This is a genomic window from Parasphingorhabdus pacifica, assembly GCF_054779195.1.
Genome location: NZ_BAAGYS010000011.1, coordinates 50,419 through 75,166, shown reverse-complemented (window position 1 = coordinate 75,166; position 24,748 = coordinate 50,419). Strand labels below are relative to the sequence as shown.

The following is a 24,748-nucleotide window of genomic DNA, read 5'->3' as shown; positions in this document are numbered from 1 at the left end:
CGGACAATGGACGGATGCGCGTGCTCGAACCACTCCCCGTACCGACCGGCGCGGGAGCGCTCGAGATGCTGCCTGCGCTGGAACGCGCCCTCGCGGGTGCGGGGCCGGCGCTGCTTCCGGCTCCCCCCGGTTCCGACGGCCCCGCCGCGGCCCTCGGAACCGGTGAACCACTCGAAGACGACGAGGACGACCCCGCCGACCCCACCGCGCTGGTGATCGCCACCTCGGGCTCCACCGGGATGCCGAAGGGGGTGCTGTTGCCCGCGTCGGCGCTGCACGCCTCGGCCACCGCCACCCACCGGCACCTGGGTGGGGCGGGGCACTGGCTGCTGGCGATGCCCGCGCACCACATCGCGGGGATCCAGGTGCTCGTCCGGTCGCTGCTGGCGGGCACCGAGCCGCAAGCGGTGGACCTCTCGGGCGGTTTCCGGCCGGACACGTTCGCCGAAGCCGCCCGCCGAACCCTGCGCACCGACGGACCGCACTACACCGCCCTGGTTCCCACCCAGCTCAGCAGGCTTCTCGACGAGGCCGGCGAAGGTCTCGCGGCCCTCCGCGAATTCGCTGCCGTGCTACTCGGTGGGGCGGCAACACCGCCGGAGACGCTTCGCCGCGCGCTGGATGCCGGAGTTCGCGTCGTCACCACCTACGGGATGAGCGAAACCTCGGGTGGCTGCGTCTACGACGGAACCCCCTTGGACGGCGTGCGGGTGCACCTCGACGATCCGTCCGGGCGGATCCGGCTCGCCGGGCCGATGGTGGCGCGCGGTTACCGCCGAACCCACGCCGCGAGCAGCGGAAGCTCGGCGTCCTTCGCCGGTGGCTGGTTCCACACCGGCGACCTGGGGCACTGGCGGGACGGCAGGCTGGTCGTCCTCGGCCGCGCCGACGACATGATCATCACCGGCGGGGTCAACGTGGCCCCGCTGCCGGTCGAGCGGGCGCTCACCGAGCTCGTCGAGGTCAGGGAGGTCTGCGTGCTGGGGATCGACGACCGGGAATGGGGGCAGGTCGTTGCGGCGGCCGTCGTGCCCGCCGAGCCGGGCGGACGGCCCGATGCGGAGGCACTGCGCGCCGTGGTCCGGGAACGGGTGGGGGCGCACGCGGCCCCGAAGCGGATCGCCGTCCTGGACGAGTTGCCGCTGCGCGGCCCCGGCAAGCCGGACCGCCAGGCGCTCCGGGCGCTCTTCCGGGGCTCCGGCGGCGACTGACTCCTTACGCGCGCCGGGTTCTCAACAGCCCGGGTTCTCAACAGCCCGGGGTTCGTCAACGGTGCGCGTTCGCGTCGATACTCGACGTGCCACGGATTCACTTTCCCAGGGCGCACCGTCCGAGCACCAACCAGTGCGCGAAGATGAGCGGCATGGCGACAGTCGCTCAGTGGATCGAAGGCGCGCGCATCCGGACCTGGCCGAACGCGATCGCGCCCGTGCTCGTGGGAACCGGTGCGGCAGCCGGTACGGACAAATTCGACCCGGTGCTCGCGCTGCTGGCGCTCGCCGTGGCCCTGCTGCTGATCACCGGCGTGAACTTCGCGAACGACTACTCCGACGGGATTCGGGGCACCGACGACGACCGAGTCGGGCCGGACCGGCTGGTGGGCTCGGGGACCGCCGACCCCACGTCGGTGCGCACGGCGGCTTTCACCTGCTTCGGCCTGGCCGCCGTCGCCGGCCTCGGCGTGGTTTACCTGAGCCAGCACTGGTGGATGATCGCGGTCGGCGCGGCCTGCATCGCGGGCGCGTGGTTCTACACCGGCGGGCGCAATCCCTACGGTTACGCGGGATTCGGCGAGATCGCCGTGTTCGTCTTCTTCGGACTGACCGCCGTGCTCGGCACCCTCTACGTGCAGGCCGACACGATCACCGGGGCCGGGATCGGAGCCGCCGTGGCGATCGGGACGCTGTCGAGCGCCGTGCTGGTGGCCAACAACCTGCGCGACATCCCGACCGACCGGGTGACCGGCAAGCGAACCCTGGCCGTGCTGCTCGGCGATCGCGACACCCGGACGCTCTACGCCACGCTGGTGCTGATCCCCTTCCTCATCACCACGCTCAGCGGGCTGCGCAACACCTGGGTGCTACTCGGCTTCCTCGCACTGCCGCTGCTGGTGCCCTCGCTCCGCGCCGTGCTGGGCGGTGCTCAAGGGCGCGGGCTCGTTCCCGCACTCCGCGACACGGGCTTCGTGATGCTCGCCTGGGGAACCCTGACCGGGCTGGCGCTGGCCCTCGGAGGCTGAGCCACGTACCGGGCTCGGGCCAACGACGACGAGCGACGACATACGGGAGAGCTCCGCAGCAGGCGGAACTCTCCCGTCCACGATCAGTCCACGACACCGCGCGGATTCCCGGATCTGTTTCACGAGCGGGGCCAGCCGCCTTCCGCGCGGGATCCCGGCTGACCAAACCACTCCCGAACACTCCCCAGCGCGGTCCGGTCAGCTGTTCACCTTCCGGCGGGAACCGAAGACCAGCACCGCCGCCAACGGGCCCGCCGCGACGGCGGCCGCCCCGAACTTGGTGACGCGGTGGTTCATGATCTTGTACATCTTGAGGTTCGCCCCGGAGCGCAGCGTCACCGAGTCGTTGCAGTCGATCGTGGCCGAGCCGGAGAACCAGGCCGTCTTCTCATAGATCCGGTTGAACCGGATGTCCTTGTAGTTGCTCACCGGCCGCTGCTCACCGTTGTCGGGTCGCACCACGCACGTCACGGGCTTCGACGAACTCTTGGTGAGGATGAACGGCTCACCGTCCCACCGGTACTCCTCGGTTCGCTTGCCACCGGCGATCTCGGTGCTTTCCTTGGACAACTGAGTGCCGCCGAAGATCGTCACACCCATGAACACGGCGAACGCGCCGCCTGCCAGGACCGCCCACACGACGGCCGCGATAATCAGTGCTTTTCGTGACATGCTTGCTCGTTCACCACTTCCCGTTGTCCATCAAGGAACCCGGCTCGTCCTCGTCGCCGGAGTCACCTGTCGAGGGCCGGTTCGGGTCGGCAGCGATCATTTCATCGATCGAGTGTCCCTCGTCCAGAAGCTCCTTGGCTTCCTTCATGTTCGCCGTCCCCGCGGTGAAGGCCTGCTGCACCGTCGGATCGTCGATTCCGCGCCCGTTGGCGATGTCGTCCCAGCTCAGCTCGCCCTCGTCGATGCGCTCCTGCAGTGCCTTGATCTCGTCCGGCGCCTTGCCCGCGCGCACGAGCTCCTCGACCTGGGCGACCTGCTCCTCGGAGAGCTTGCCGTCCGGAACGGAGGCGCTGAACCGATCCGCCTCCGCGAGCGCCCGCTCGGCGTTGGCGAGGGCCTCTTCGAAAGCCGCCTCGGCGTCCCGGATCTCCTGGCTCTTCCAGTCGTCGTTCACCTATCCACCTTCCAGTCCTCGCGCATCGCCGATTCTCGGGTACCGGCATTCCACGTGAACCGGCAGTCCTGAACCAGCGGCCTCACAAGTTGCCGGACATCGCGGTCTGGTAGCCCGAATCACCCGAACCCGAATCAGCCGCGCCCGAGCCCCCGGAGCCCGCGTCCCCGGACGCACCGGCTCCGGTCGAGTCACCGCCCGAACCGCCACCGCCCGAGCCGTTGTCGCCGAACGAGCTCGCCGTCGATCGCACGTCGCTGACTCCGCCCCGCGCCTGGTTGAAGCCGTCGCTGACCTGACCGGCCGCGTCGACCGCGCCGCTGGCGTTCTCGGTGACCTCGTACCCGAGTTCGACCGCGTCACCCAGGCTGCGCACGTCCTTGATCTTCATCAAGGAGGTACCGGTCGACTTGATGCTCTCGATCAGCTGCATGACGCCCTGGTACATCTGCTGCAGCGCTTCGAAGATCGCCAACACGGCCATCACGATGTCGATGCACTTGATCACCTGCCGGACCACGTTGGCCCAGCCCGCCACCGGGATCCAGCCGGTGAGCGCGGTCTCGATGAGCCGGTTGACCAGCTTCTCCACCAGTTCCAGCGCCTTGTCGCACATCTGCCGCGAGGTGTCGGCCGCCTTCTGGAACCCGGAGGAGATCAGGTCGGCGACCCTGGCGTCGGCTTCGAGCGCGACCGTCCAGGTGCCCACGAGCAACGTTTCGAGGGCGTTGGCCCCATCGCCGTCCCAGGTCTCCCGGAGTTCGCTGATGCCGGTGTTGAGGTTCTCCCGAATCCCGGCGAGCGCCCCGCCGACCTTGCCCCACGCCTCGGCGTTCTGCTCGATCTTCGCGAAGTCTCCCGTGATGGGAGCGATGAGGGTCTCGACCAGGTTCTGCCCCGTCACCTGCTCGTAGACCCAGTTGACCGCCTGCACGCGCCAGTTGGCGTCCTCGATGGCCGCCTTCAGGTCGTCGCCGCTGGCCTGGTTCGTGTCGTCCTTGGACAGGTCCGACAGCGGATCTGTCGCGTCTGCGAACGCACCCATCGCAGCCCCCTCAGACCCGCATCTTGTCGAGTTCGGCTTCGACCTTGCGAATCGAGTCCCTGATCCGCTGGTCCCGCTCCTCGTATTCCTCGGCAGTCTTCTCGAGTTCTTCCTTGACCCCCATGAGGGCGTCCCGGGCGAAGTCGAGGGTCTCGCCGTAGAGCGCGGTCACCCCTTCGACCACGGGGATCAGCACCATCATCAGACCGGTGAAGCCACTCGTATCCGATGCGGTCTGCTCCGCGTACTGGTCGATGTCCTTGAAGTAGTTCGCGTTCCGTTCGAGCAGTCCCCCGTAACCGCGCATTTCCTCTGGAACAGCCTTGAGCGAGCCCACCGCACCCTCCCTGAAGCTGGGCTTTCAGGGGATGTCATCCCCCGTTCGACCTACCTTGCTTAACAGGAGGGGACGCGCTGTCGTGGGCGTTTGCCCGAAATGAGGTCAACGCGTGATCAAACGGGCGTTGCGGACGCCGTGCCGAGACCCCACGGCACGCGGGATCCACCGAACCGCCGCGCGATCCGAAAGGCGGCGCACGGCGAAAGCAGCGCGCCGAAAAGCGGCGCACGGCGGGGAAGGTCCGAGCCGTCAGTGCCGAACGGCGGGAAGCACGTACTGCGCGATCGCCTGCGCCGTATCGCACTGATCGGAGTCCGCTTCGCCCTCGCGCACCGTCACCTGCAAGGTCGCGCCCTCCACGTCGGTGTAGACGGTGCAGTCGTTGGCGTGCAGCGTTTCCGTCCCGTTGGTCGACCCCAGATCGACCTCGTCGCGACCGAGTCCACCGAAGTCGGCAGGCTGGACACCGATCAGCACCGACCGTTCGTCCGTGCCGGAGTCGAAAGAACATCCCCTGGCCGGCGGTTCGAATCCGACTTCCCGCGGCTTGCCGCGTTGGAGGCCCGAGACACCCAGTTCGTCCAGCTGCCCGACGGTGACCAGCCCGCACAGCTGCCCCACCGGGATCTCGCCGAGCGCGCGTCGCTGCTCGGGCGGCACTTCGCGGGTGATCGACGGGGTCACCGAGTCGGGCGCCGACGACTCGGTTTCCGACGGAGCCGCACTGGGCGAGGGCGAATCGCCGCCCGGCGCACAGGCGACGAGCGCAGCGGCCAACAGCACGCCGAACGCAGCCGAACCACGCGTGGCACTCCTCGACAAATCAACCTCCACTGCCGGTTCACCCGTTCCCGGCTACCGGGAGAGCACCCGGGACTCGTCCACGCTGATCCACCGGCCGGTCGCGTGGAACTCCGCCAGGACCCGCAGCGGCTCCGCAAGCCCCAGGCCCTGCTCCGCGACCCAGTCGTCGTCGTAGTAGGTGTGGGCGTAGCGCTCGCCACCATCGCACAGCAGCGTGACGATGCTGCCGCGCTCGCCCGCCCGCAGCATCTCGGCAACCAGGCCGAAGACACCCCAGAGGTTCGTCCCGGTCGAGCCGCCGACCCGATACCCGAGCAGGTCCTCGGCCCAGCGGATCGTGGCGATCGACGCCGCGTCCGGAACCTTGATCATCCGGTCGATCGCCTCCGCGACGAACGACGGCTCCACTCGCGGCCTGCCGATCCCCTCGATCAACGAACCTCGGCTGCCGGTCAGCTCCGAGGAGCCCGCACACCAGGCGTCGAAGAACACGGAATGCTCGGGATCGACCACCGCGAGCTTGGTGTTGTGCCTGCGGTAGCGGATGTAGCGGCCGAGGGTGGCACTGGTGCCGCCGGTCCCGGCGCCCACCGCGATCCACACCGGTTCGGGATACCGCTCCAGGCGCAGCTGCTCGAAGATCGACTCGGCGATGTTGTTGTTGCCGCGCCAGTCGGTCGCTCGCTCGGCGTGCGTGAACTGGTCGATGAAGTGGCCACCCAGCTCGACGGCCAACCGCCGGGACTCGTCGTAGATGGCCCCCGGCTGGTCCACGAAGTGGCACTTGCCGCCGTGCCGCTCGATCAGCGCGATCTTCTCCGCACTCGTCGAGCGGGGCATCACGGCGATGAACGGCAAGCCCAACAACCGCGCGAAGTACGCCTCCGAAACGGCCGTCGAACCGGAGGACGCCTCGATCACCGGCGTGTTCTCGGTCACCCAACCGTTGCAAATCGCGTAAAGAAACAGGGAACGAGCCAACCGATGCTTGAGCGAACCTGTCGGATGTGTTGACTCGTCCTTGAGGTAAAGGTCGATCCCCCATTCCGGTGGGAGCGGGAATCGCAGCAGATGGGTATCCGCACTGCGATTGGCGTCGGCCTCGATGATCCGGACCGCCTCACTGGTCCAGCCCCGCGTTCCCGCACACCAGCGATCCGCGCTCGCGGTCACAGCTCACCCTCCTGCTCACGTTCGCCGCGCAGCTGCTCACGCAGCTCCTGCCTGCGCTCCCTGCGCTGTGCACCCCGCTCCGCGAGGGCTTTCGCCACCCGACGACGCAGACCGCCGAACACCAGCATCGACACCGGCATCACCACGACGACCGAAACCGCTGCGGCCACCAGGAACGGCACACCAGCGAACATCAGGACCAGAACCGCGAGCACCAACATGGCGAGCCTGGCCAGCGTGTAAAGCACGACGTCCAGCACGAGGGTGGACTTCGCGGACGATTCCTGGCGCGCTGCCTCTTGCTGTTCCTGCACGTCAACCAGCGTAGAGCAAGCCCCGGGCAGATCTCCGGCCGCCCGAAGCGCCGGTTTCGTCCCTTACCTTCCCTTTACCTAAAGCCAAACGTTCGAGTACCTGGCGGTCCGGGTGCCAGGATGCGACCGGAATGCCCGAATGCCGCGCCCTACGTGGAGGTCACCTGTGACCGCGACGACCCAGCAGTCTCGCCCGAACGGTCAGGAACAACTGCTCACCCCCGGCGAGGTGGCCGCGCTGTTCCGGGTCGACCCGAAGACCGTGACCCGATGGGCGACAGCCGGACGGATCGGCTCCATCCGCACCCCCGGTGGCCACCGTCGGTTCCGGGAGGCGGAAGTGCGCACGCTGCTCGCCGAGCTGACCAACGAAGCGCCGAGCACGTCCTAGGAACAGCGCGAATCGGAACCGCGAGCCGCCCCCACCTCCCCCATCGATTGCTACTGTCGGTGGGGGAGAGTGGAGGTTCCCATTGATCTACATCCTGGCAGCGATCGGCGCATTGAGCGTCGCCGTCCTGATGTGGCGTGCGTTCGGCCCCGAACGCACGGCTGGTGAGGACAACGGTGGACAGCGGAAGAAGATGGTCGCCCCCGATGACGACCCGGAATTCCTGCGCAAGATCGCCGAACAGCAACGCAAGGACCGGAACAAGGGCGAGGAGAGCTGACGCGACGTCGACCCCGGCCGCCCGCGACGGGCCGAACCGATCGGCGGTGACCTCTCGCGGCCGGTCTTCGTGCGTCCCGGGCCGCGAGAGGTCACCGCCGGGGGCGATCCACCAGCGACCGCGACCGGCGTCAGACCTGCTGTTGGCGCCCGAACGCGTAGGGGAAGTCGTCGGCGACGATCGCACCCAGTTCCAGCAACGCCATCCGGGTCGACGCGGCCAGCTGATCGAGGTCGACTTCCGCGCCCTCTTCCAGGTGCGGGTCGAACGGGATCTTGGAGACCGCCCGGCAACGCGAAGCGAAGTGCGCGCTCAGCTTGTCCACGTCGACCTTGCCCGACCCCGGGCGAACCGAATTGATCACCGCGACGGAGCGGGCGACCAGTTCGCCGTAGCCGTGCGCGTCGAGCCAATCCAGCGTCGCCGAAGCGCTGCGCGCGCCGTCGATGGAGCCCGGCGAGACGATCACCAACGAATCGGCCACATCGAGCACGCCCTTCATCGCCGAATGCATCAGCCCGGTGCCGCAATCGGTGAGCACCACGTTGTAGAAGTGCTCGAGCAGTGTGACCGTCTTCCGGTAGTCCGCCTCGCTGAACGCCTCCGAGACCGCCGGGTCCTGTTCGCTGGCCAGGATCTCCAGCCTGCTGGGACCTTGTGAGGTGTAGGCGCGGACGTCGCTGTACTTGCGGACGCGCTGGGCGTCCCGCAGCAGGTGCCGCACCGTGGCCGTGGTCTCCAGCGGGATCTTCTGGCTCAGCGTCCCGCGATCCGGATTCGCGTCGACTGCGATCACCCGGTCGCCGCGCAGCGACGAGAACGTGGAGCCCAGCGTCGCGGTCGTCGTGGTCTTTCCGACGCCGCCCTTCAGGCTCAACATGGCGATCTTGTAGCAACCGTGCAGTGGCTGGTTGATCCGGGAGATCAGCTCACGGCGCCGCAGGTCCGCGGAGCTCTCACCGAGGTTGATCGAACGCCCGCTGGCCACGTACACCGCGCGACGCCACCCCGACTGGGGCGTGCGCTTGTTCGGGCGCAGCAGTTGGGCCGAGGAGAGATCCTGCCCGAACGGCTGCTCCCCGCCGCCTGCCGCGCCCGTAGCCGCGTTCGGTTGGGGCGGCTGCTGGGGCGGATACCCAGGAGTCTGCTGCGGTTGCGGGAAGGGCTGGTTGGGTTGCGGCGGCGCCTGGTGCGGCTGCGGGAACGGCTGGTTGGGCGGTGGAGAAGCCTGCTGCGACTGGGGGAAGGGCTGGTTGTAGTTCTGCCCCGGATCCACCGGATACGGGCCCGAGGCTCCGGTCACCGGATAAGGCCCCGAAGCTCCGCCGGTCACCGGGTAGGGCCCGGAGGTTCCCCCGGCCGTCGGATACGAGCCGGGCGGCGCGCCCTGTTGCTGGGGACCGGACGGGGAAGCCTCCCCGAACTGTCCTCCCGGCTGCGGGAACGATTGCGGCATCGAGGACTCCGCGGACCGCGCGCCACCGGATGGCTGCTGCGGTTCGGCGGTTACCCCGTAACCGGGCTGCTGTTCCGTTGCCCCCGGCTGGGCCGGGTACGCCTCGAAATCCGGTGGTTGGGCGCTCGGCTTGGTTCGCGGCTCGGCGTACCGGCCGACCGGCTGCGCCGGGGAATCACCGTAATCGGGCATCGAGTGCTCGTGGCCCACACCGGCCGATGTCTCCGCCGAATCCGCCGAAGGCGTCTCGGACTCCTCGTACCGTCCGGTCACCGTTCCCGTACCTCCAACAAGGTCGAGCCCTCAAGGGGCTCAAGACGTTCCCGACCCCGCATGGGGACGGTAGCCCCAGGTATACCCGCGATCCAGAGGGGGTCGCGGTGAAATGTCGCCACATTCCCGTTGTTCCCGCAGGTCGCGGATCGGGTTTTTGGGTGATCGACGCGGTCGGCGACTCGCCGTGCCGGGCCGATCACAGCCCGGCGTAGGAGTGCAGACCGGAGATCACGATGTTGACGAAGAACAGGTTGAAGATCATGACGGCGAGGCCGAAGACGTTGATCCACGCTGCTCGCACGCCACGCCAGCCCGCCGTCGCCCGCGAGTGCAGGTATGCGGCGTAGACGACCCACGCGATGAACGAGCAGGTCTCCTTGGGGTCCCAGCCCCAGAACCGGCCCCAAGCGGCTTCCGCCCAGACGGCACCCGCCACGATCGCGAACGTCCACACCGGAAAGATGATCACGGTGGCGCGGTAGGCGACCCGATCCAGCACCTGACTGCTCGGCAGTCGCGAGCCGAACCGCGCGAGCTTGGACGGATCGTTCTCGTGCCGCGAGCGCAGCACGAACAGCACGCTGGCCACACCCGCGAACAGCAGCGCACCGCTGGAGACGATCGCGGCCGAAACGTGGATCACGATCCAGTAGGACTGCAGTGCGGGCTGCAACGGGGCGGCCTGCGCATACAGCAACGTGCCGGAGGTGAACAGCAGCACCACGGTCGGCAGCAGGAGGAAACCGCCGAGGCTGCGCAACCGTCCGACGCCCCCGTCCCGACGGACGCGGGAGGACTGGCGGAACAGGACGATCAACCACGCGAGCACCGCCGCCAGGCAGATCGCCGAACCGAACTCGTACATGTTGCCCCACGGCGCGCGCCCGGTCGCGACCCCGCGCCACACGAGCGAACCGGTGTGCACCAGCGCGCCCAGCACGGTCATGGCCACGGCCATGCCGCCGAGCCGGTCGGACAGCGGGCGTCGCCGGGGCTGCTCGACCCGGCCGACGCTGTTGGCGCCCGTGGACGTGGCGACGCCGCCTGCGGGCACCGGTTCGGGGGCGCCCTCGGGCTCCCGCTCCGCGACCCTGGGTTTGGCGTAGGCGAATTCCCCGAAGTACAGCAGCATCGCGAGGATGTAGACCAGTACCGAGGTCGCGAACGCCATGTCGCTGTAGGTCGACAGCGTCTGATTGACCAACATCTACTTATTCCTTCCGCACGGACCGGGCCGTCCGTGGCTCTGGCGAAGCATCGGTCTTACCGAGCAGGTCCGCGGCCAGGCTGGTGAACTCCTCGCCATAGCCGGCTTGATCCGTACGGGCGAGCCCACCGACCTCGACAACGGTACGCGCGGCGGCGCCCTCACCCCGGTCAGGGGAGGGAACTGCGCGCACCCACACCCGGCGGCGCTTGATGCTCAACGACGCGGTGATACCGAAGATCATCGTGACCGCGAAGCCCAACACCCACTTCTGCAGCGGGTCGTGCGAGACCTGCAGGTTCGCCCAGCGCTCCACGCCGTCGAACCGCACCGTCGTACCGTCGCCGAGGCGCACCTCCTGGCCCGGTTCGAGGTTCTCCCGCGCGACACGCTCCAGCCGCCCGGCCTCGATCATCGACTGATCGACGCCGAAGATCGACTGCGAGTTACCGGAGCCGAGCCCCAGATCGCCCCGCAGCACGTCGACGGCCACCGCCGGGTCGAGGTCGTCGGGGAACTTGGAGCCGAGCACGGCACCGTCGTAGTTGGCGGTGGGCGCGAACAGGCCGGTCACGGCCAGCTGGTTCTCCCGCCGCACGTCGGGATCGGTGATCCCCGGCGGATCGAACTTCGTGGCGCCCTGCGACAACATGGTCGCGGGATCCACCGGCTGCCACTGGACGAGCTGGGTGCGCTGCTGACCGTCCGGGAAGGTCACCGTGAAGCGTGGGGCGTAGCCGTTTCCCGTCAGGTACACCCGGTCGCCGGAGGTCCGCAGCGGGTTGTTCACCTCCAGCTCGTGCGACTGCCACCGGCCGGATTCGAGACCGTCCTCGGACTGGTAGTCGATGTCGGCGCGGTAACTCTTGGGCTGGCCGTTGTGCTGGTACTCCACCGCGAGGTCGTTGACCCGGACGCAGAACGGGCTGAGCTGGGTGCCGTCGACGGTCAGTCCGGCGCGGAAGGAGTCGTAGTTGTAGGTGCCGGAGTTGCAGAACTCGGAGCCGTCGGCCACCACGATGACCTGGCCCTCGTAGCCGTAGAGCTTGCCGCCGGCCACTCCGATGAGCAGGCCCACCAGGGCGAAGTGGAAAACGAGGTTCCCTGCCTCGCGCAGGTAGCCGCGTTCGGAGCTGATCGAGCGCGCCCCGTCCTCCTCTTCGAACTCGCTGGTTCGCCAGCCGCGCAGCCGCTTGCGGGCACCGGCGATGACGTCGTCCACCGAACCGTCCACAGTGGCCGATTCGTGGTGCGGCATCCGGGCCAGGTTCCGCGGTGTGCGCACCGGCTTGCCGCGCAACTGCCGGTAGTACTCCAGGCAGCGCGGCAGCAGGCAGCCGATGAGCGAGATGAACAACAGCACGTAGATCGAGGCGAACCACACCGAGCCGAACACGTTGAACATCTGGATCTTGTCCAGATAGGGCGCCAGCGTCGGGTAGTCCTTGAAGTACTGATCGACCTCGCCCTGGTTCAGCGAACGCTGCGGAACCAGGGCGCCGGGCAACGCCGCGAGCGCCAGCAGGAACAGCAGCACCAGCGCGGTGCGCATCGAAGTCAGCCCGCGCCACCAATTGCGCGCGAACGCGAGCAGGGACATCAGCCGGGCGCGCATCAGATTACGGTCTCGAATCCGCCGAACGGAGCACGCAGCACCGCGATCAACTCATTCCACATTCCGGTGACGAGGAGCAGGCCGACCAGCACGAGCAGTCCGCCGCCCGCGATCTGGATGGCGCGAGTGTGGCTGCGCAGCCAGCCGGCGCTGAATACCGCCCAGCGCGCGCCGAGCGCCAGCAGGACGAACGGCAGCCCCAGGCCGAGGCAGTAGGCACCCACCAGCAGGACTCCCCGCACGGCGGTGCTGGTGCCGGCTTCCCCGCCGGTACCGATGGCCAGCGACATGACGCCGGTCAGCGTCGGCCCCAAGCACGGCGTCCAACCGAGCCCGAAGACCCCGCCGAGCACGGGCGCGCCCCACAGGCCTGCTCGGGGGACCAGGTGGAACCGGACATCGCGCTGCAGGGCGGGAACCAGGCCGATGAAAACCAGGCCCATCGCCACGGTCACGACCCCGCCGACTCGCTGCAGGATCAACTCGTTGGCCAGCAACGCGTCCGACAAGCCGAGCAGCAGCAACGCCCCCGAGCCGAACACCACGCTGAAACCGCCCACGAAGAGCAGCGCAGCTCCCGCGACCCGCCAACGGCCGCGTCGCGCGTGCTCGGCCTCGTCGACGTTCACCGGCGGTGCCTCCGCGCCGACCACACCCGCCAGATAGGCCAGATAACCCGGAACCAGCGGAATGACGCACGGCGAAGCGAAACTGACCGCCCCCGCCAGCACAGCTACCAACGCCGCGAACAGCACTGGGCCGGACATGGCGAGCTGGGTTGGGTCCACACCTCGAGGGTAGGGATAGGTGTAGCCACACTAGGCACCGGGCCGCGTGAGCATGACCACACGGACCGCGCGGGCCGCTTCCGCGCGGGGCCGAGCGGGTCAGTGCGACTCGGCCAGCACCTTCTCGACCTCGGGAAGCAACTCGTCCTCGGTGAGGGCGGTGAGGAACACCGCGGCGACCCGGTGCTGCCGATCCAGCACGATCGTCGACGGAACCGTGCTGCGCGGGTAGTTCTTCAACGCCAGCAGGGACCGTCCTGACGGGTCGAAGAGCGAGGGATAGGTGAGCCCGAAGTCACGGTGGAAGTCGGCCGCCGCCGACCGGCTGTCCCGCACATCGATGCCCAACACCGTCGCTCCCCGGGCACTGACCTTCTCGTGCACCGCCTGCAGGTCGTCGGCTTCACCACGGCACGGTCCGCACCACGAGCCCCAGACGTTGAGCACCACGGCCTGCCCCTTGAAATCGGACAGCTTGATCTGCTCGCCCTCGTTCAGCAGGCTCTCGCCGGACAATCCCGTCACCCGGCCGCGCTCCTGCTCGGGGTAGAAGATGCGGGTCTGGCCGCCCGGCGAGACGAACGTGAACTCACCGCCCTGCTGGACCGCATCGTCGCCCGTGGTGGCACACCCGCCGAGCAGGGCCACCACCAAGGCCACGAGCGCGCCACGCGCGAGAAACTTCCTCATGCTCCGGTCACCTTCGGGTCGGTCTTGCCCACCGGTTCCTCGTAGGCCACCCGCACCAGTTGCTCGTCGTCGAACACCAGGCTGGTCAACGAGGCGAGCGAGCACTCGCGACGCCGCGGGTCGTGCCACATCGGCTTGCCCTCCAGGTATCGGCGCAACGTCCAGATCGGCAGCTGGTGCGAGACGCACACCGCCTGGCTGCCCGCAGCCGCGTATCTGGCCCGGTGCGCCGCACCCAGCATCCGGTGCGCGATGTCCAAGTAGGCCTCGCCCCACGAGGGGCGGAACGGGTTGCGCAGCTTCGGCCAGTGCTTGGGCGAGCGCAACGCACCGTCGCCCACCGAGACCTTCAGTCCTTCGAAGAGGTTCTCCGACTCGATCAGCCGGTGGTCGGTCTCGACGTCGAGCCCGAACACCTCCCCGATGGGGGTCGCGGTCTGCTGCGCGCGCCGCAGCGGTGAAGCCACCACGTGCGCGACACCCTCGTCGGTGAGGAACTCGGCGACCGTCTTGGCCTGCTGCTCCCCCCGGTCGGACAGCCCGTAACCGGGCAGCCGCCCGTAGAGGACGCCTTCCGGGTTGTGCACCTCACCGTGCCGGAGGAAGTGCACGACCGTTCGGGTGGCCGTCATGCCCGCGCCTCTGGCTCGGTGGCAGCCGCTGCCGCGGCGGCCGCGTGCGGCACCGCCTCGGCGATCCGGTCGAACGCCGCGTCGTCCATGGCGGCGTTGACGAACCATGCCTCGAACGCGCTCGGCGGCGGGTAGATCCCGCGCTGGAGCATGGCGTGGAAGAACGGCCCGTAGCGCCAGGACTGCTGCGCCTGCGCCGCCGCGAAGTCGTGCACCGGCTCTTCGGAGAAGAAGACGCTGACGAGGTTGCCCGCGTAGGACACCTGGTGGGGCACGCCTTCGGCGCTCAGCGCGGAACCGAGCAGGTCGCCGAGGCGCCGCGAGTTGCGGTCCAGCGCCTCGTAGACCGCGGTGTCAGCGGCCCGCAGGTTGGCCAGCCCGGCTGCGACCGCCACCGGGTTCCCGGCGAGGGTGCCCGCCTGGTACACGGGCCCGGAGGGAGCCAACCGCTCCATCACGTCGGCGCGACCGCCGAACGCCGCGGCGGGCAGGCCACCGGACATGACCTTGCCGAAGGTGTAGAGGTCACCGGCGACGCCGTCGATGCCGTACCAACCGGCCGCCGACGTGCGGAAGCCCGTCATTACCTCATCCATCACCAGCAGCGCGCCAGCAGACCGGGTGACCTCCCGCAGGGTCTCGTTGAAACCGGGCAGCGGTGCGACCGCCCCCATGTTCCCGGCAGCGCCTTCGGTGATCACGCACGCGATGTCATCGCCGTGCTCGGCGAACGTCGCGCGCACGGCTTCGGCATCGTTGTACGGCAGCACGATCGTGTCTTCCGCCTGCGCACCCGTCACGCCGGGCGAGGCGGGCAGACCGAGGGTGGCCACGCCCGAACCAGCACTGGCCAGCAGCGCGTCGACGTGTCCGTGGTAGCAACCCGCGAACTTGACCACCTTGCGGCGGCCGGTGAACCCGCGCGCCAACCGGACCGCGCTCATGGTCGCCTCGGTGCCCGAGTTGACCAGCCGAACCTGCTCGACCGGCTCGACCCGGCGGATGATCTCCGCGGACAGGTCGATCTCGCCGACACCGGGCGTGCCGAAGGACAGCCCGTGGGATGCGGCCTCGCGCACCGCCTCGACCACGTCGGGGTGCGCGTGCCCGTTGATCATCGGCCCCCAGGACGAGACCAGGTCCACGTAGTTGTTGTCATCGGCGTCCCACAGGTAGGCCCCGTCACCCCGGACCATGTAGCGGGGGGTGCCACCGACGGACTGGAAGGCCCGGACCGGCGAATTGACACCACCTGGCGTCACCGCCAGCGCTCGGTCGAACAGCTGCCGCGACTGCGGCACCCGGTCGGTGTCGGAGTTCGATGCGGGGTTAGCAGGAGTTTCGGCTGTCACATCCCCCAGTCTGCCAGCCCCGGCACGCCGCTCGGGTGCACCCCGCGCGGGCGGCGCCGCGTCCCCGGTCGGCGGTGGGCCCGGTCGGCCGCATCCGGGTTGTCCGGATTTGCTCGACCGCTCATCCGGTGGGCCGCTCGCTCGCGGAGCGCGGAGCGCGGAGCGGCGCGTGCGGTGTGCATGGCCGCAGCGGGGTCAGTCCCGCCGCACCCGCCACGCCAGGACGAGCTGGCGACCCGCGTCGAGCACGCACAGGCCCGCGCAGGTGGCCGCGCCGATCGACGCCGCCAACCAGCTGCCCGTCGACCTGTTCAGCTCCCCGGTCGCACCGTTCGGAGCGGGGACCCCGAACGGGACGACGCCCATCCCCCACGCCTGCCAAGCCCCCACGACCAGGAGCAGCGCCAGCACTACCTCTCCGGCGGCGACGGCCACTCGCCACGGCTGGTGCAGCCGTGGCGCACCCGCGTGGGCGTCCGTGGTCCATTCCGCACTCGACAGCGCCCCGCCCGGGGGCGGCGATTCGTGGGTGGTCACCACAGCAGCTTCTCACGTCTCCGATGCGGATCCGGCACGAACGTGGCCGCTCACTTCTCCACCAGTTCCCGGAGTTCCTCGGTCAGGGCTTCCGGATCCAACGCCCACGCCAGCACGACGCTCTGATCGGTCAGGCGCACCGGCACCTCGCCGGTGCCCTTCGGGACCGTCCAGCCGCCACCGAGCACGCGCGCACCGACCGGCGCACCGACGTCGGTGACCGCCTCGATCCGTGCGAGCTCGACCTCCTCGCGACCGAGAGCCAGCGTCGAAGCGGTCAGGCGAACCGAACACAACCTGCGACGGCCGTGAACCCACACCGCGCTCGCCGCCGCCAGGACACCACCGAGCAGCAGCCACAGCGCCACGTGCAGCGGCCCCGGTGTGGACAGCTCGACGACGAGACCGACGAGCGCGAAAGCTGGTCCCCACCCGACCGGCCACCAACTCGCACCCCGCTCGGCATAGCGCAGCGGTTCGAGATCCGCGTCAGTCATCGCTCCCCGGTCAGCCAATGGGTGCTCGTTCGCCGCCACACCGTGGCCAACGCGGCACCGAGCAACGCGAACACGATCACGTTCACCAGCGACAGCGCCGCGCTACCGAGAACCAGCACGAGGTGCAGCGCGGCGAGCACGGTCAGGACGACCCGAACATAGGCCAGTCGACGCAGCAGCAACAGCCCCAACGTCAGGTAGACCGCGGCGAATCCGAGCGCGATCCAGGTGTTCGTCAACAGCAGCGAGCGGGCCTGATCCGCGGCTTCCGACGCGGACGGAGCCGCGCCGCTGTCGAGCAGCCGGTTCTGCAGATCGGCCCGTCCGGTCCATGCGAAGCCCGCCTGGGCCAGGAGGAACGCCGCCAGGGCGCACCACAGTCCGACCGAAACGCGCAGCATGCGCGGTGGTTCGGCGGCCGGACCGTGGAGCTGGTCCTTTCCGGTCACTGGTGGGCTTTCGCCTGGAAGTACCAGTTCGAGGGGCGGAGGAACACCAGCGTGATGAACGCTGCCATCGCCACGAGGCCGAACGCCGGCTGCACGTAGCCGAGGACCACCATGCTCGTCGGCACATCGATACCGGCGGGCACTCCACTGGTCATCCCGAGGCCACCTTGGATCAGGCCGAAGATGCTGAAGAGCAGCCAGATCCCGGCGAACACGGTCAGCACCACCCGCGCCCAGTTGCGTCCCGCCCGCATCTTGAACCCGAAGAGGATCCACAAGCCGGTCAGGATCGCGTAGAAGATCAACGAGAACACGGCGCCTGCGATCACGAAGGTGTTGGCGAGCTCGGCGGCCCCCTCCGGAGCGTCGCTACCCATGCTCGCCGAGACCGCGTCGTTCATCATGCCCTGCGCCAGCAGCATGTTCACGATCGACAGAACCGTGGCGATCAGCGGTACGACGATCGCGATCCAGAACGCGCCGTCGATCGTCTTCGGCCGCTCCGGCATGTTCATCTGGGGCGGCGGTGGCGCACCGTATGGGCCGGCCCCCGGGTAAGCACCCGGCGGCGGTGGTGCCTGCGGGTACTGCGGGGGCTGGCCCTGCGGGGGCTGGCCCTGCTGCGGGTAGCCACCCGGTGGTGGCCCGTACTGGGGTTGTTGTCCGCCCTGCTGCCACGGATTCTGCGGGGATGTCACGTCCAAACCGTATGAATCGGATTCGTCCGTGTCCACTCAGTTCGGACAACCGTTACGCCAAAGCGATCACCAGGAGTGATGATCAATCGCACATCGCGATCACCGTGACGGTGCACGGCATCAACCGCCCGCGGCCCGCGGACCGGCACGGCGACTGCGCATCTCGCGGAAGAAGCGGTTCGACTCCGGCTGGTACATCATCACGATCGCGGCCGCGTCGATGCCCAGGATCGCCACCCCGAACACGAGCTCCCACACTCCCACCTGGACACCGGCCAGGTTCGAAACCGCCTGTGGCCCGAGCGCGAGCACCGCCGCGAGGGTGAACACGGTACCCACCAGGTTGAGACCACCGAACACCGTCAGCACCACGCGCGCCCAGTTGCGGCCCTGCACCATCCGCTGGCACAGCAGCGCGAACACGAGCAGCGACAGCACCGAGATCAGCAGCGTGACCGCGATTCCGCTGTTGGCGGCGGCATCGATCTGCACCTGGGACATCTCGGGGGCCGCTTCGCTGAGCCGGTCGATCAACCGCTCGCGATCGCTGAGCTGCACGTAGGAACGCACGAACCCGACCACGACCCCCGCGAGCCACAGCACCCGGGCGAGCTGCACCGGACGCGGCGCAGCGGGCCGTTCCTCCTGCTTCTGCGAGGAGTTTCCGAACGGGTCCCTTCGCTGATCGTTCACAGCGCCTCACCCGAACGGATCCAGCGCGCGGCATCGGCGGCCCAATAGGTCAGCACGATGTCCGCACCGGCACGCCGGATGGAGGTCAACGATTCGAGCACCGTCCGCTCGCGGTCCAGCCACCCGTTGGCGACCGCCGCCTCGACCATCGAATACTCGCCGGAAACCTGGTAGGCAGCGACCGGGACATCGGCCACCCCGGCCACCTCGTGCAGCACGTCGAGGTAGGACATGGCCGGTTTGACCATCACCATGTCCGCGCTCTCGGCCAGATCGAGATCCACTTCCCGCAGGGCTTCACGACCGTTGGCCGGATCCTGCTGGTAGGTCTTGCGGTCACCCTTCAACTGCGAGTCCACGGCCTCGCGGAAGGGGCCGTAGAACGCCGAGGAGTACTTCGCCGAGTAGGCAAGAATCGCGGTGTCGCCGTATCCCGTGGCATCCAGCGAGTCCCGGATGGTGCCGACCTGGCCGTCCATCATCCCGCTCGGAGCCACCACGTGGGCGCCCGCCTCGGCTTGCACGACGGCCATCTCGCCGTAGACCTGCAGGGTGCGGTCATTGTCCACCGCACCGTTCTCGTCGAGGACGCCGCAGTGCCCGTGGTCGGTGAACTCGTCGAGGCACGTGTCGGCCATGATCACCGTTGCGTCACCGACCTCGGCGGCCACGTCCCGAAGCCCCGCGTTGAGGATTCCCTCCGGATCGGTGCCGCCGGACCCGACCGCGTCGTGCTTCTCCGGCACGCCGAACAACATCAGTCCGCCGACACCGGCCTCGACCGCCTCGGTCGCGGCCCGGCGCAACGAATCCCGCGTGTGGTGCAGCACGCCCGGCATCGACGGAATCTCGACCGGTTCCGCCAACCCCTCCCGGACGAACATCGGCAGCACCAGGTGCCGGGGCTCCACGCTCGTCTCGGACACCAAGCGGCGAACGGCCGCGTTGCGCCGCAACCGGCGAGGACGATGGGACGGAAACATTCAGCGAACTCCTAGCGATGCCAACCAATTCTCCGCGCGGCGCGCCGCCACGCACCGAGCCGAGCCGGGTCCCGCCACCACGGGCGGGACCCGACTCGACACGTTCGATCAGCTGCGGCGCGCGCGCTTGGCCTTCTTCGGCGGCGGCAACGCACCTTCGGCACGCAGCCGGGCCGCGTGCTCGGCGAGCGCGTCCACCAGTGCGGGAACCTGCGCGACCTCGGGCTGCACGTCCACGCGGAGGCCGAACTCCTTGGCCGTCTCCGCCGTGTGCGGGCCGATGCACGCCACCAGGGTGCGGGCATGCGGCTTACCGGCGATGCCGACCAGGTTCCGAACAGTCGACGACGAGGTGAAGCACACCGCGTCGAAGCCACCGGTTTTGATCATCTCGCGGGTCTCGGCAGGCGGCGGTGCGGCCCGGACGGTGCGGTAGGCCGTGACGTCGTCGATCTCCCAGCCACGTTCCTGCAGCCCGGCGGACAACGTCTCGGTCGCGATGTCCGCGCGCGGCAGCAGGACCCGGTCCACCGGGTCGAGCACGTCGTCGTACGGCTGGAAGTCCTCCAGCAGGCCCTCGCTGGTCTGGTCCCCGGAAGGCAGCAGCTCGGGCGTGATGCCGAACGACCGCACCTTGTCCGCCGTCGCCTCGCCGACGCAGGCGATCTTCACACCGGAGAAGGCGCGCGCGTCCAGACCGAACTCGCGGAACTTCTCCCACACCGCACGCACGGCGTTGGTCGAGGTGAACACCACCCACTGGTAGCGACCGTCCACCAGGCCCTTGACCGCCCGCTCCATCTGGGCGGGGCTGCGCGGTGGTTCCACCGAGATGGTCGGAACCTCGTGGGCGACCGCACCGTGCGACCACAGGCGCTCGCTCATCGATCCGGCCTGCTCCTTGGTCCGCGGCACCAGGATCTTCCAGCCGTACAGAGCGCGCGATTCCCACCAGGACAGCTTGCTGCGCTCGGAGACGACCGATCCGATCGTCACCGACAGCGTGCCCTGCAGCTCGCCCGCGTCGGCCGCGAGCGAAGCCAGCGTCGTGTCGATCGTGCGCTGCTGGACCGTGGTACCGGACGCGGTCACGGCAACCGGTGTCTGCGGCGCCACGCCGTGCTCCGAGAGCGCGGATGCGGCCTCGGCCAAGTGGCTTCCGGCGGTGTGCAGCACCAGCGGTCCCGGTGCCGCGGCCAACGCGGCCCAGTCGACCTCGCCGCGAACATCGACCTCGGTGTGCACGGAACCGAGTGCCACACCCGCGTAGGCGGGCACGGAGGTGCCGGCGTCCACACCGGGCACCACGTCGAACGCGGCGCCCGACTTGGCCACCGCCTGCACCTCACGGACCACCGCGTCGGCCGTCAGCGGATCACCCGCCACCAGCCGGACCACCGGTCGGCCGGTCTTGGCCTCGTTCGTCAGGTCCTTGGCCACATCCGACGGCTCGCCCACGGCGGGCCGAACCTCGGCGCCCTCAGAGGCCATTCCGACGACATCGGCGGGAACATCCGGATCGGTCACCACGAGCGAAGCGTTGGTGAGCAAATACTGGGCCCGGACGGTGAGCAGTCCCGCGTCTCCGGGACCGGAGCCCACGAAAGCAACCCGTCCGGGGGTCTTACGTGCTCGGGTCATCAGGGCACTCCCCATCAACTACTGCCCGGACCGCTGAGCAAAGCGGCCCTGGCATCGAGCAACTGGGCGGCCAGATCACGGCCCAGTTGATCGGCGGCGGTCGTCTCACCAGTAATGGAGGCGCGCAACATCACGTTGTCGTCAGTTGCCACCACCCCGCGAACGGACAGCCGCTGCGTAGCGCTGCCGTCCTCGTCGAGGTCCTCCACCACTTCGGCCAGCGCGCCGACCGGCGCACTACAACCGGCCTCCAGCGCGGCCAGAATGGCGCGCTCGGCGGTTACCGCGGCGCGGCTGACCTCATCGTCCAATACGGACTGCAGCAAGTGCTCGGTGTCCACGTCGTCGACGCGGCATTCCACTGCCAGCGCCCCCTGCGCGGGCGCGGGCAACATCTGGAGCGGATCGAGCGATTCCGTGATCACCTCAAGCCGGCCCACTCGGGCCAGCCCGGCGCGAGCGAGTACGACGGCATCCATCTCACCGTCGCTCACCTTCCGCATCCGGGTGTCCACATTGCCGCGAATGCCGCGCACGACCAGGCCCAGGCCGAGGGCCTCGAGCTGGCTGGCGCGTCGCGGCGAACCGGTGCCCACAACGGAGCCCGGGGGAAGTTCGCCGAGAGTCAGGCCATCCCGTGCCACCAGCGCGTCCCGGGGGTCTTCCCGACCCGGGACAGCCGCGAGCGACAACCGGCGGTCCGGCTCTGTCGGCAAGTCTTTGAAGGAGTGCACCGCGACGTCGACCTCGCCGTTGGCGAGCGCCTCCCGCAGTGCGGAGGTAAACACCCCCACACCGATCTCGCTGATCGGCGCCATGGAGCGATCACCAGGTGTCGAGACGGTGACCAGCTCGGTGGCGTACCCGGCCTGTTCGAGTGCTTCGGCCACCATCGAGCTCTGCGCCATGGCCAGTGCGCTCGACCGGGTGCCCACTCGAAGCGTCTTGTTCAACGGTCCTCACCGTCCTGTTCAGGTCGATCCCGCGAACCTCCGCGGCCGGTCGCGGTCGGCCGCTGCGCCTCCGAAACCGACGCGCTCGCGCCGTCCGGATCGGTCTTCTGCGGCGCCGCGACGGCGGCGGCGGTCTGGGGATCGAGTTCGAAGAGCTCACGAAGCGCTTCGGCGTACCCGGAACCTCCCGGTACCGAAGCGAGCTGCTTGACCCGCACCGTGGGGGAATGCAGCAACTTGTCCACCACTCGACGAACAGTGCGCGAGAACTCGTCGCGCACCTGCCCGTCGAGTTCGGGCAACCGGGAGTCCAGCCGCAGCAGCTCGGAATCGACCACCTCGGCGGCGCGCTTGCGCAGCGCCGTCACGGTCGGGGTGACCTCGGCCGTGCGCTGCGAGGCCAAGTAGCCGCGCAGCTCCTCGGCCACGATGCGCCCGGCCCGCTCGGACTCGCTACCGCCCTGCTGGTCGGCCAGCCTGCGCTGCAGGGTCTCCAGGTCGACGACGCTCACGCCGGGCAGCTCGGCCACGTCCGGTGCGGTGTCCCGGGGCAGCCCCAGGTCGCAGAGCAGCAGCGGAGCGTCGCCGGAGCGCAGCTCCAACGCCTGCTCGACCGCACCGGCGGTGACCACGGCCCCGACCGCACCGGTGCAGGTGACCACCACGTCCGCGCCCGCCAGGGCGGAGCGCAGATCGGTGAGAGCGGTGGTGCGCGCGGCCACGTCCTCGGAGCGCAACGAAGCTGCCAACCGCTCACCGTTGGCGGCGGTCCGGTTGGCGACCACGATCTCGCCGATTCCGGCCCGCTTGAGCTGTGCGGCGGCCAGCGCACCCATCGATCCGGCACCGATCAGCAGCGCGCTTCGCCCGGCCAGCCCGTCGAGCGCGACTTCCGCATCCGACAGCGCCTCGGAAACCACCGAGGCCCCTGCGGCATCGATCTCGGTCTCGGCGTGCACCCGCTTGCCGACGCGCAACGCTTGCTGGGCCAGTTCGTGCAGCGTCTTGCCGACCGTTCCGGCCTCGTCGGCGACGCCGTAGGACTGCCGCAGCTGTCCGAGGATCTGCGCCTCGCCGACGACCATCGAGTCCAGGCCGGCGCTCACGGAGAACAGGTGCTCGACGGCGGCACCGGCGTAGTAGACGTACAGGTGGTCGGCCAGGTCCGCGACCTCGGTCCCGGACTGCCGGGCGAGCACGGAGGTCACGTCGTCGAGGCCGCCGTGGAACGTCTCGGCGACCACGTAGACCTCGACGCGGTTGCAGGTGGAGACCAGGAACGCCTCGCTGATGTGGTCACAGCGCAGCAGCTCGTCGAGGATCTTGGGGACCTCGTCGGCGCCGATGGCGACCTGTTCGAGAACTCGAACGGGAGCACTGTGGTGGGAGAGTCCGACGGTCAGCAGGTTCACGGCCGCACCACCATCCCGTCGACCGGGTCGGCCGGTTGAGAAGTATCGGGTCGGGTTTCGTCCGCACCGCTGCCGGGAGCGCCGTCCTCGCCGAGGGCGACCGCGTCCTGATTGCGACGCGCCACGTGAAACGACAAAATCTGCATCTCCACCGCCAAGTCGACCTTGCGCACCTCGACCTCTTCGGGAACCTGCAGGACGACGGGCGCGAAGTTCAGGATGCACGTGACGCCGCCCGCGACCAAACGATCACAGACGTCCTGAGCACCCTGCGTCGGCGTCGCGATGACGCCGATGGTGATCTCCCGCTCGGTGCACACCTCGACGATGTCGTCCACGTGGCTGACCGGGATGCCTCCGACCGGCACGTCCACGAGATCCGGATCCAGGTCGAACAACGCGCCGACCGGAAACCCGCGGCCGGGGAAGCCACCGTAGTTGGCCAGCGCGTGACCGAGATTACCGATTCCGACCACCGCGACGCTGTGCTTGCGGGTCAGTCCGAGCGTGCGCTCGATCTGGCCGATCAGCACCGCGACCTCGTAACCGACACCGCGCGTGCCGTAGGAGCCGATGTAGGACAGGTCCTTGCGCAGCTTCGCCGAGTTGACTCCGGCGAACGCTGCGAGTTCTTCGCTGGAAACCGTGCTCACGTCCTGGTCGGCCAAACCCGACAGGACACGCAGATAAACCGCCAGCCGCGCCACGGCTGCTTCGGGGATGGCTCGGGCTCGTTCTCTTGCCGCGGGGACCTCGATCGCCTCCGGCGACCGTTCGGACGCTGACGAGGCGTCGGCCGGAGCCTGCCCGTCACCGTCTCGTACGCCCTCTCCGTGGGCCGTCACGCTGGCTCTCCCTTGCCCTGCTACTTCGCTGGTCCGTCGTGGTCGCTTTCCCTGCGCGGGCACGGCTACGGTTCCACCCAGACCGTCCCAGATGACCTGGTGATTCGGTCCGGTTGTTCGGTTCGGCGTTCGATACCGGTGCGCCAGCGGCACGACCACTACACCGTAGCCACTTGTGAATACATGCACAAAGTCGCCCCAGGCAGGCCGTAACCAGACGCACAACGTCCTGCCGCCATCATTGCCGATAGCCCCCGTCAGAACCAAAACGAGTGGTCGTGGCCATATTCACGTCGGAGGCCGAGCAACCAT

Annotated in this window: 28 protein-coding genes; 4 read left to right on the top strand and 24 right to left on the bottom strand. The window is 69.0% G+C overall.

The window, feature by feature from the left end; all coding sequences use genetic code 11:
* Positions 1-14: 14 nt before the first annotated feature.
* Both menE and ACYVAN_RS17275 read left to right on the top strand, forming a co-directional pair.
* Complete coding sequence (gene menE / locus ACYVAN_RS17280; RefSeq protein ID WP_460960838.1) at positions 15-1,211, top strand: o-succinylbenzoate--CoA ligase; 1,197 nt, start codon at positions 15-17, stop codon at positions 1,209-1,211.
* 152 nt (positions 1,212-1,363) lie between these two features.
* Entirely contained in the window at positions 1,364-2,239 is an 876-nt protein-coding gene (locus tag ACYVAN_RS17275) for a 1,4-dihydroxy-2-naphthoate polyprenyltransferase (RefSeq protein WP_460960836.1), read from the top strand.
* Positions 2,240-2,437: 198 nt separating this feature from the next.
* Here ACYVAN_RS17275 and ACYVAN_RS17270 read toward each other — a convergent pair whose 3' ends face one another.
* From ACYVAN_RS17270 to ACYVAN_RS17240, 7 genes are all read right to left on the bottom strand, one after another.
* Positions 2,438-2,911, bottom strand: coding sequence for a hypothetical protein (locus ACYVAN_RS17270; RefSeq protein ID WP_460960834.1), 474 nt, complete (start codon positions 2,909-2,911; stop codon positions 2,438-2,440).
* Positions 2,912-2,921: 10 nt separating this feature from the next.
* Positions 2,922-3,365 carry a hypothetical protein gene (locus ACYVAN_RS17265; protein WP_460960832.1) on the bottom strand — a complete coding sequence of 148 codons (444 nt, stop codon included), beginning with the start codon at positions 3,363-3,365 and terminating at the stop codon, positions 2,922-2,924.
* A gap of 82 nt (positions 3,366-3,447) precedes the next feature.
* On the bottom strand, positions 3,448-4,410 hold the full coding sequence (locus tag ACYVAN_RS17260; protein ID WP_460960831.1) for a hypothetical protein: 963 nt from the start codon (positions 4,408-4,410) through the stop codon (positions 3,448-3,450).
* Between the two features lie 10 nt (positions 4,411-4,420).
* A complete protein-coding gene (locus ACYVAN_RS17255; RefSeq protein WP_460960829.1) occupies positions 4,421-4,747 on the bottom strand; it encodes a hypothetical protein in 327 nt (108 codons plus the stop codon).
* Positions 4,748-4,999: 252 nt separating this feature from the next.
* Positions 5,000-5,572 carry a DUF3558 family protein gene (locus ACYVAN_RS17250; RefSeq protein WP_460960827.1) on the bottom strand — a complete coding sequence of 191 codons (573 nt, stop codon included), beginning with the start codon at positions 5,570-5,572 and terminating at the stop codon, positions 5,000-5,002.
* A gap of 33 nt (positions 5,573-5,605) precedes the next feature.
* Positions 5,606-6,727 carry an L-cysteine desulfhydrase Cds1 gene (gene cds1 / locus ACYVAN_RS17245; protein WP_460960825.1) on the bottom strand — a complete coding sequence of 374 codons (1,122 nt, stop codon included), beginning with the start codon at positions 6,725-6,727 and terminating at the stop codon, positions 5,606-5,608.
* On the bottom strand, positions 6,724-7,041 hold the full coding sequence (locus ACYVAN_RS17240; protein WP_460960823.1) for a DUF4229 domain-containing protein: 318 nt from the start codon (positions 7,039-7,041) through the stop codon (positions 6,724-6,726). The genes cds1 and ACYVAN_RS17240 overlap by 4 nt, the downstream gene beginning before the upstream one ends.
* 166 nt (positions 7,042-7,207) lie before the next feature.
* Between ACYVAN_RS17240 and ACYVAN_RS17235 the strand changes: the two genes are divergently transcribed.
* Together ACYVAN_RS17235 and ACYVAN_RS17230 are read left to right on the top strand one after the other, a co-directional pair.
* Complete coding sequence (locus tag ACYVAN_RS17235; RefSeq protein WP_460960822.1) at positions 7,208-7,432, top strand: BldC family transcriptional regulator; 225 nt, start codon at positions 7,208-7,210, stop codon at positions 7,430-7,432.
* Between the two features lie 82 nt (positions 7,433-7,514).
* On the top strand, positions 7,515-7,712 hold the full coding sequence (locus ACYVAN_RS17230) for a hypothetical protein (protein WP_460960821.1): 198 nt from the start codon (positions 7,515-7,517) through the stop codon (positions 7,710-7,712).
* Positions 7,713-7,842: 130 nt separating this feature from the next.
* On the opposite strand, the gene ACYVAN_RS17225 is transcribed toward ACYVAN_RS17230, so the two are convergent.
* The 17 genes from ACYVAN_RS17225 to ACYVAN_RS17145 all read right to left on the bottom strand — a co-directional run bounded on the left by ACYVAN_RS17225 (position 7,843) and on the right by ACYVAN_RS17145 (position 24,436).
* Positions 7,843-9,441 (bottom strand): MinD/ParA family ATP-binding protein, encoded by a 1,599-nt coding sequence (locus tag ACYVAN_RS17225; RefSeq protein WP_460960819.1) that lies wholly within the window; start codon positions 9,439-9,441, stop codon positions 7,843-7,845.
* Between the two features lie 199 nt (positions 9,442-9,640).
* A complete protein-coding gene (gene ccsB, locus ACYVAN_RS17220; protein WP_460960817.1) occupies positions 9,641-10,651 on the bottom strand; it encodes a c-type cytochrome biogenesis protein CcsB in 1,011 nt (336 codons plus the stop codon).
* Between the two features lie 4 nt (positions 10,652-10,655).
* On the bottom strand, positions 10,656-12,266 hold the full coding sequence (resB, locus tag ACYVAN_RS17215) for a cytochrome c biogenesis protein ResB (RefSeq protein ID WP_460960816.1): 1,611 nt from the start codon (positions 12,264-12,266) through the stop codon (positions 10,656-10,658).
* Positions 12,266-13,054, bottom strand: a complete 789-nt coding sequence (locus ACYVAN_RS17210; RefSeq protein ID WP_460960814.1) for a cytochrome c biogenesis CcdA family protein — start codon at positions 13,052-13,054, stop codon at positions 12,266-12,268. Before ACYVAN_RS17210 ends, resB begins: the two co-directional genes overlap by 1 nt.
* A 99-nt stretch (positions 13,055-13,153) precedes the next feature.
* A complete protein-coding gene (locus tag ACYVAN_RS17205; protein ID WP_460960812.1) occupies positions 13,154-13,744 on the bottom strand; it encodes a TlpA family protein disulfide reductase in 591 nt (196 codons plus the stop codon).
* Positions 13,741-14,376, bottom strand: a complete 636-nt coding sequence (locus ACYVAN_RS17200) for a histidine phosphatase family protein (RefSeq protein WP_460960810.1) — start codon at positions 14,374-14,376, stop codon at positions 13,741-13,743. The genes ACYVAN_RS17205 and ACYVAN_RS17200 overlap by 4 nt, the downstream gene beginning before the upstream one ends.
* A complete protein-coding gene (gene hemL / locus ACYVAN_RS17195) occupies positions 14,373-15,728 on the bottom strand; it encodes a glutamate-1-semialdehyde 2,1-aminomutase (RefSeq protein WP_460960808.1) in 1,356 nt (451 codons plus the stop codon). The genes ACYVAN_RS17200 and hemL overlap by 4 nt, the downstream gene beginning before the upstream one ends.
* Positions 15,729-15,923: 195 nt before the next feature.
* On the bottom strand, positions 15,924-16,265 hold the full coding sequence (locus ACYVAN_RS17190; protein ID WP_460960807.1) for a hypothetical protein: 342 nt from the start codon (positions 16,263-16,265) through the stop codon (positions 15,924-15,926).
* A gap of 50 nt (positions 16,266-16,315) precedes the next feature.
* A complete protein-coding gene (locus tag ACYVAN_RS17185) occupies positions 16,316-16,762 on the bottom strand; it encodes a hypothetical protein (RefSeq protein WP_460960805.1) in 447 nt (148 codons plus the stop codon).
* Positions 16,759-17,211 carry a hypothetical protein gene (locus ACYVAN_RS17180; protein WP_460960803.1) on the bottom strand — a complete coding sequence of 151 codons (453 nt, stop codon included), beginning with the start codon at positions 17,209-17,211 and terminating at the stop codon, positions 16,759-16,761. Before ACYVAN_RS17180 ends, ACYVAN_RS17185 begins: the two co-directional genes overlap by 4 nt.
* On the bottom strand, positions 17,208-17,909 hold the full coding sequence (locus tag ACYVAN_RS17175; protein ID WP_460960801.1) for a hypothetical protein: 702 nt from the start codon (positions 17,907-17,909) through the stop codon (positions 17,208-17,210). The genes ACYVAN_RS17180 and ACYVAN_RS17175 overlap by 4 nt, the downstream gene beginning before the upstream one ends.
* A 120-nt stretch (positions 17,910-18,029) precedes the next feature.
* Positions 18,030-18,602 carry a hypothetical protein gene (locus ACYVAN_RS17170; RefSeq protein WP_460960799.1) on the bottom strand — a complete coding sequence of 191 codons (573 nt, stop codon included), beginning with the start codon at positions 18,600-18,602 and terminating at the stop codon, positions 18,030-18,032.
* A complete protein-coding gene (gene hemB, locus ACYVAN_RS17165; protein ID WP_460960797.1) occupies positions 18,599-19,585 on the bottom strand; it encodes a porphobilinogen synthase in 987 nt (328 codons plus the stop codon). The genes ACYVAN_RS17170 and hemB overlap by 4 nt, the downstream gene beginning before the upstream one ends.
* Positions 19,586-19,693: 108 nt before the next feature.
* Positions 19,694-21,226, bottom strand: a complete 1,533-nt coding sequence (locus ACYVAN_RS17160) for a bifunctional uroporphyrinogen-III C-methyltransferase/uroporphyrinogen-III synthase (protein ID WP_460960796.1) — start codon at positions 21,224-21,226, stop codon at positions 19,694-19,696.
* A gap of 14 nt (positions 21,227-21,240) precedes the next feature.
* Complete coding sequence (gene hemC, locus ACYVAN_RS17155) at positions 21,241-22,179, bottom strand: hydroxymethylbilane synthase (RefSeq protein WP_460960794.1); 939 nt, start codon at positions 22,177-22,179, stop codon at positions 21,241-21,243.
* A complete protein-coding gene (locus ACYVAN_RS17150; RefSeq protein ID WP_460960792.1) occupies positions 22,176-23,591 on the bottom strand; it encodes a glutamyl-tRNA reductase in 1,416 nt (471 codons plus the stop codon). Before ACYVAN_RS17150 ends, hemC begins: the two co-directional genes overlap by 4 nt.
* Positions 23,588-24,436: a redox-sensing transcriptional repressor Rex gene (locus ACYVAN_RS17145; protein ID WP_460960790.1), complete on the bottom strand. Its 849-nt coding sequence runs from the start codon at positions 24,434-24,436 to the stop codon at positions 23,588-23,590. The genes ACYVAN_RS17150 and ACYVAN_RS17145 overlap by 4 nt, the downstream gene beginning before the upstream one ends.
* Positions 24,437-24,748: the final 312 nt, after the last annotated feature.

Bases quoted from the DNA above. Each gene is read 5' to 3' on its own strand.
- menE (WP_460960838.1), top strand. From the start codon at position 15: ATGCGCGTGCTCGAACCACTCCCCGTACCGACCGGCGCGGGAGCGCTC.
- ACYVAN_RS17275 (WP_460960836.1), top strand. From the start codon at position 1,364: ATGGCGACAGTCGCTCAGTGGATCGAAGGCGCGCGCATCCGGACCTGG.
- ACYVAN_RS17270 (WP_460960834.1), bottom strand. From the start codon at position 2,911: ATGTCACGAAAAGCACTGATTATCGCGGCCGTCGTGTGGGCGGTCCTG.
- ACYVAN_RS17260 (WP_460960831.1), bottom strand. From the start codon at position 4,410: ATGGGTGCGTTCGCAGACGCGACAGATCCGCTGTCGGACCTGTCCAAG.
- ccsB (WP_460960817.1), bottom strand. From the start codon at position 10,651: ATGTTGGTCAATCAGACGCTGTCGACCTACAGCGACATGGCGTTCGCG.
- resB (WP_460960816.1), bottom strand. From the start codon at position 12,266: ATGCGCGCCCGGCTGATGTCCCTGCTCGCGTTCGCGCGCAATTGGTGG.
- ACYVAN_RS17205 (WP_460960812.1), bottom strand. From the start codon at position 13,744: ATGAGGAAGTTTCTCGCGCGTGGCGCGCTCGTGGCCTTGGTGGTGGCC.
- ACYVAN_RS17200 (WP_460960810.1), bottom strand. From the start codon at position 14,376: ATGACGGCCACCCGAACGGTCGTGCACTTCCTCCGGCACGGTGAGGTG.
- ACYVAN_RS17185 (WP_460960805.1), bottom strand. From the start codon at position 16,762: ATGACTGACGCGGATCTCGAACCGCTGCGCTATGCCGAGCGGGGTGCG.
- hemB (WP_460960797.1), bottom strand. From the start codon at position 19,585: ATGTTTCCGTCCCATCGTCCTCGCCGGTTGCGGCGCAACGCGGCCGTT.
- ACYVAN_RS17160 (WP_460960796.1), bottom strand. From the start codon at position 21,226: ATGACCCGAGCACGTAAGACCCCCGGACGGGTTGCTTTCGTGGGCTCC.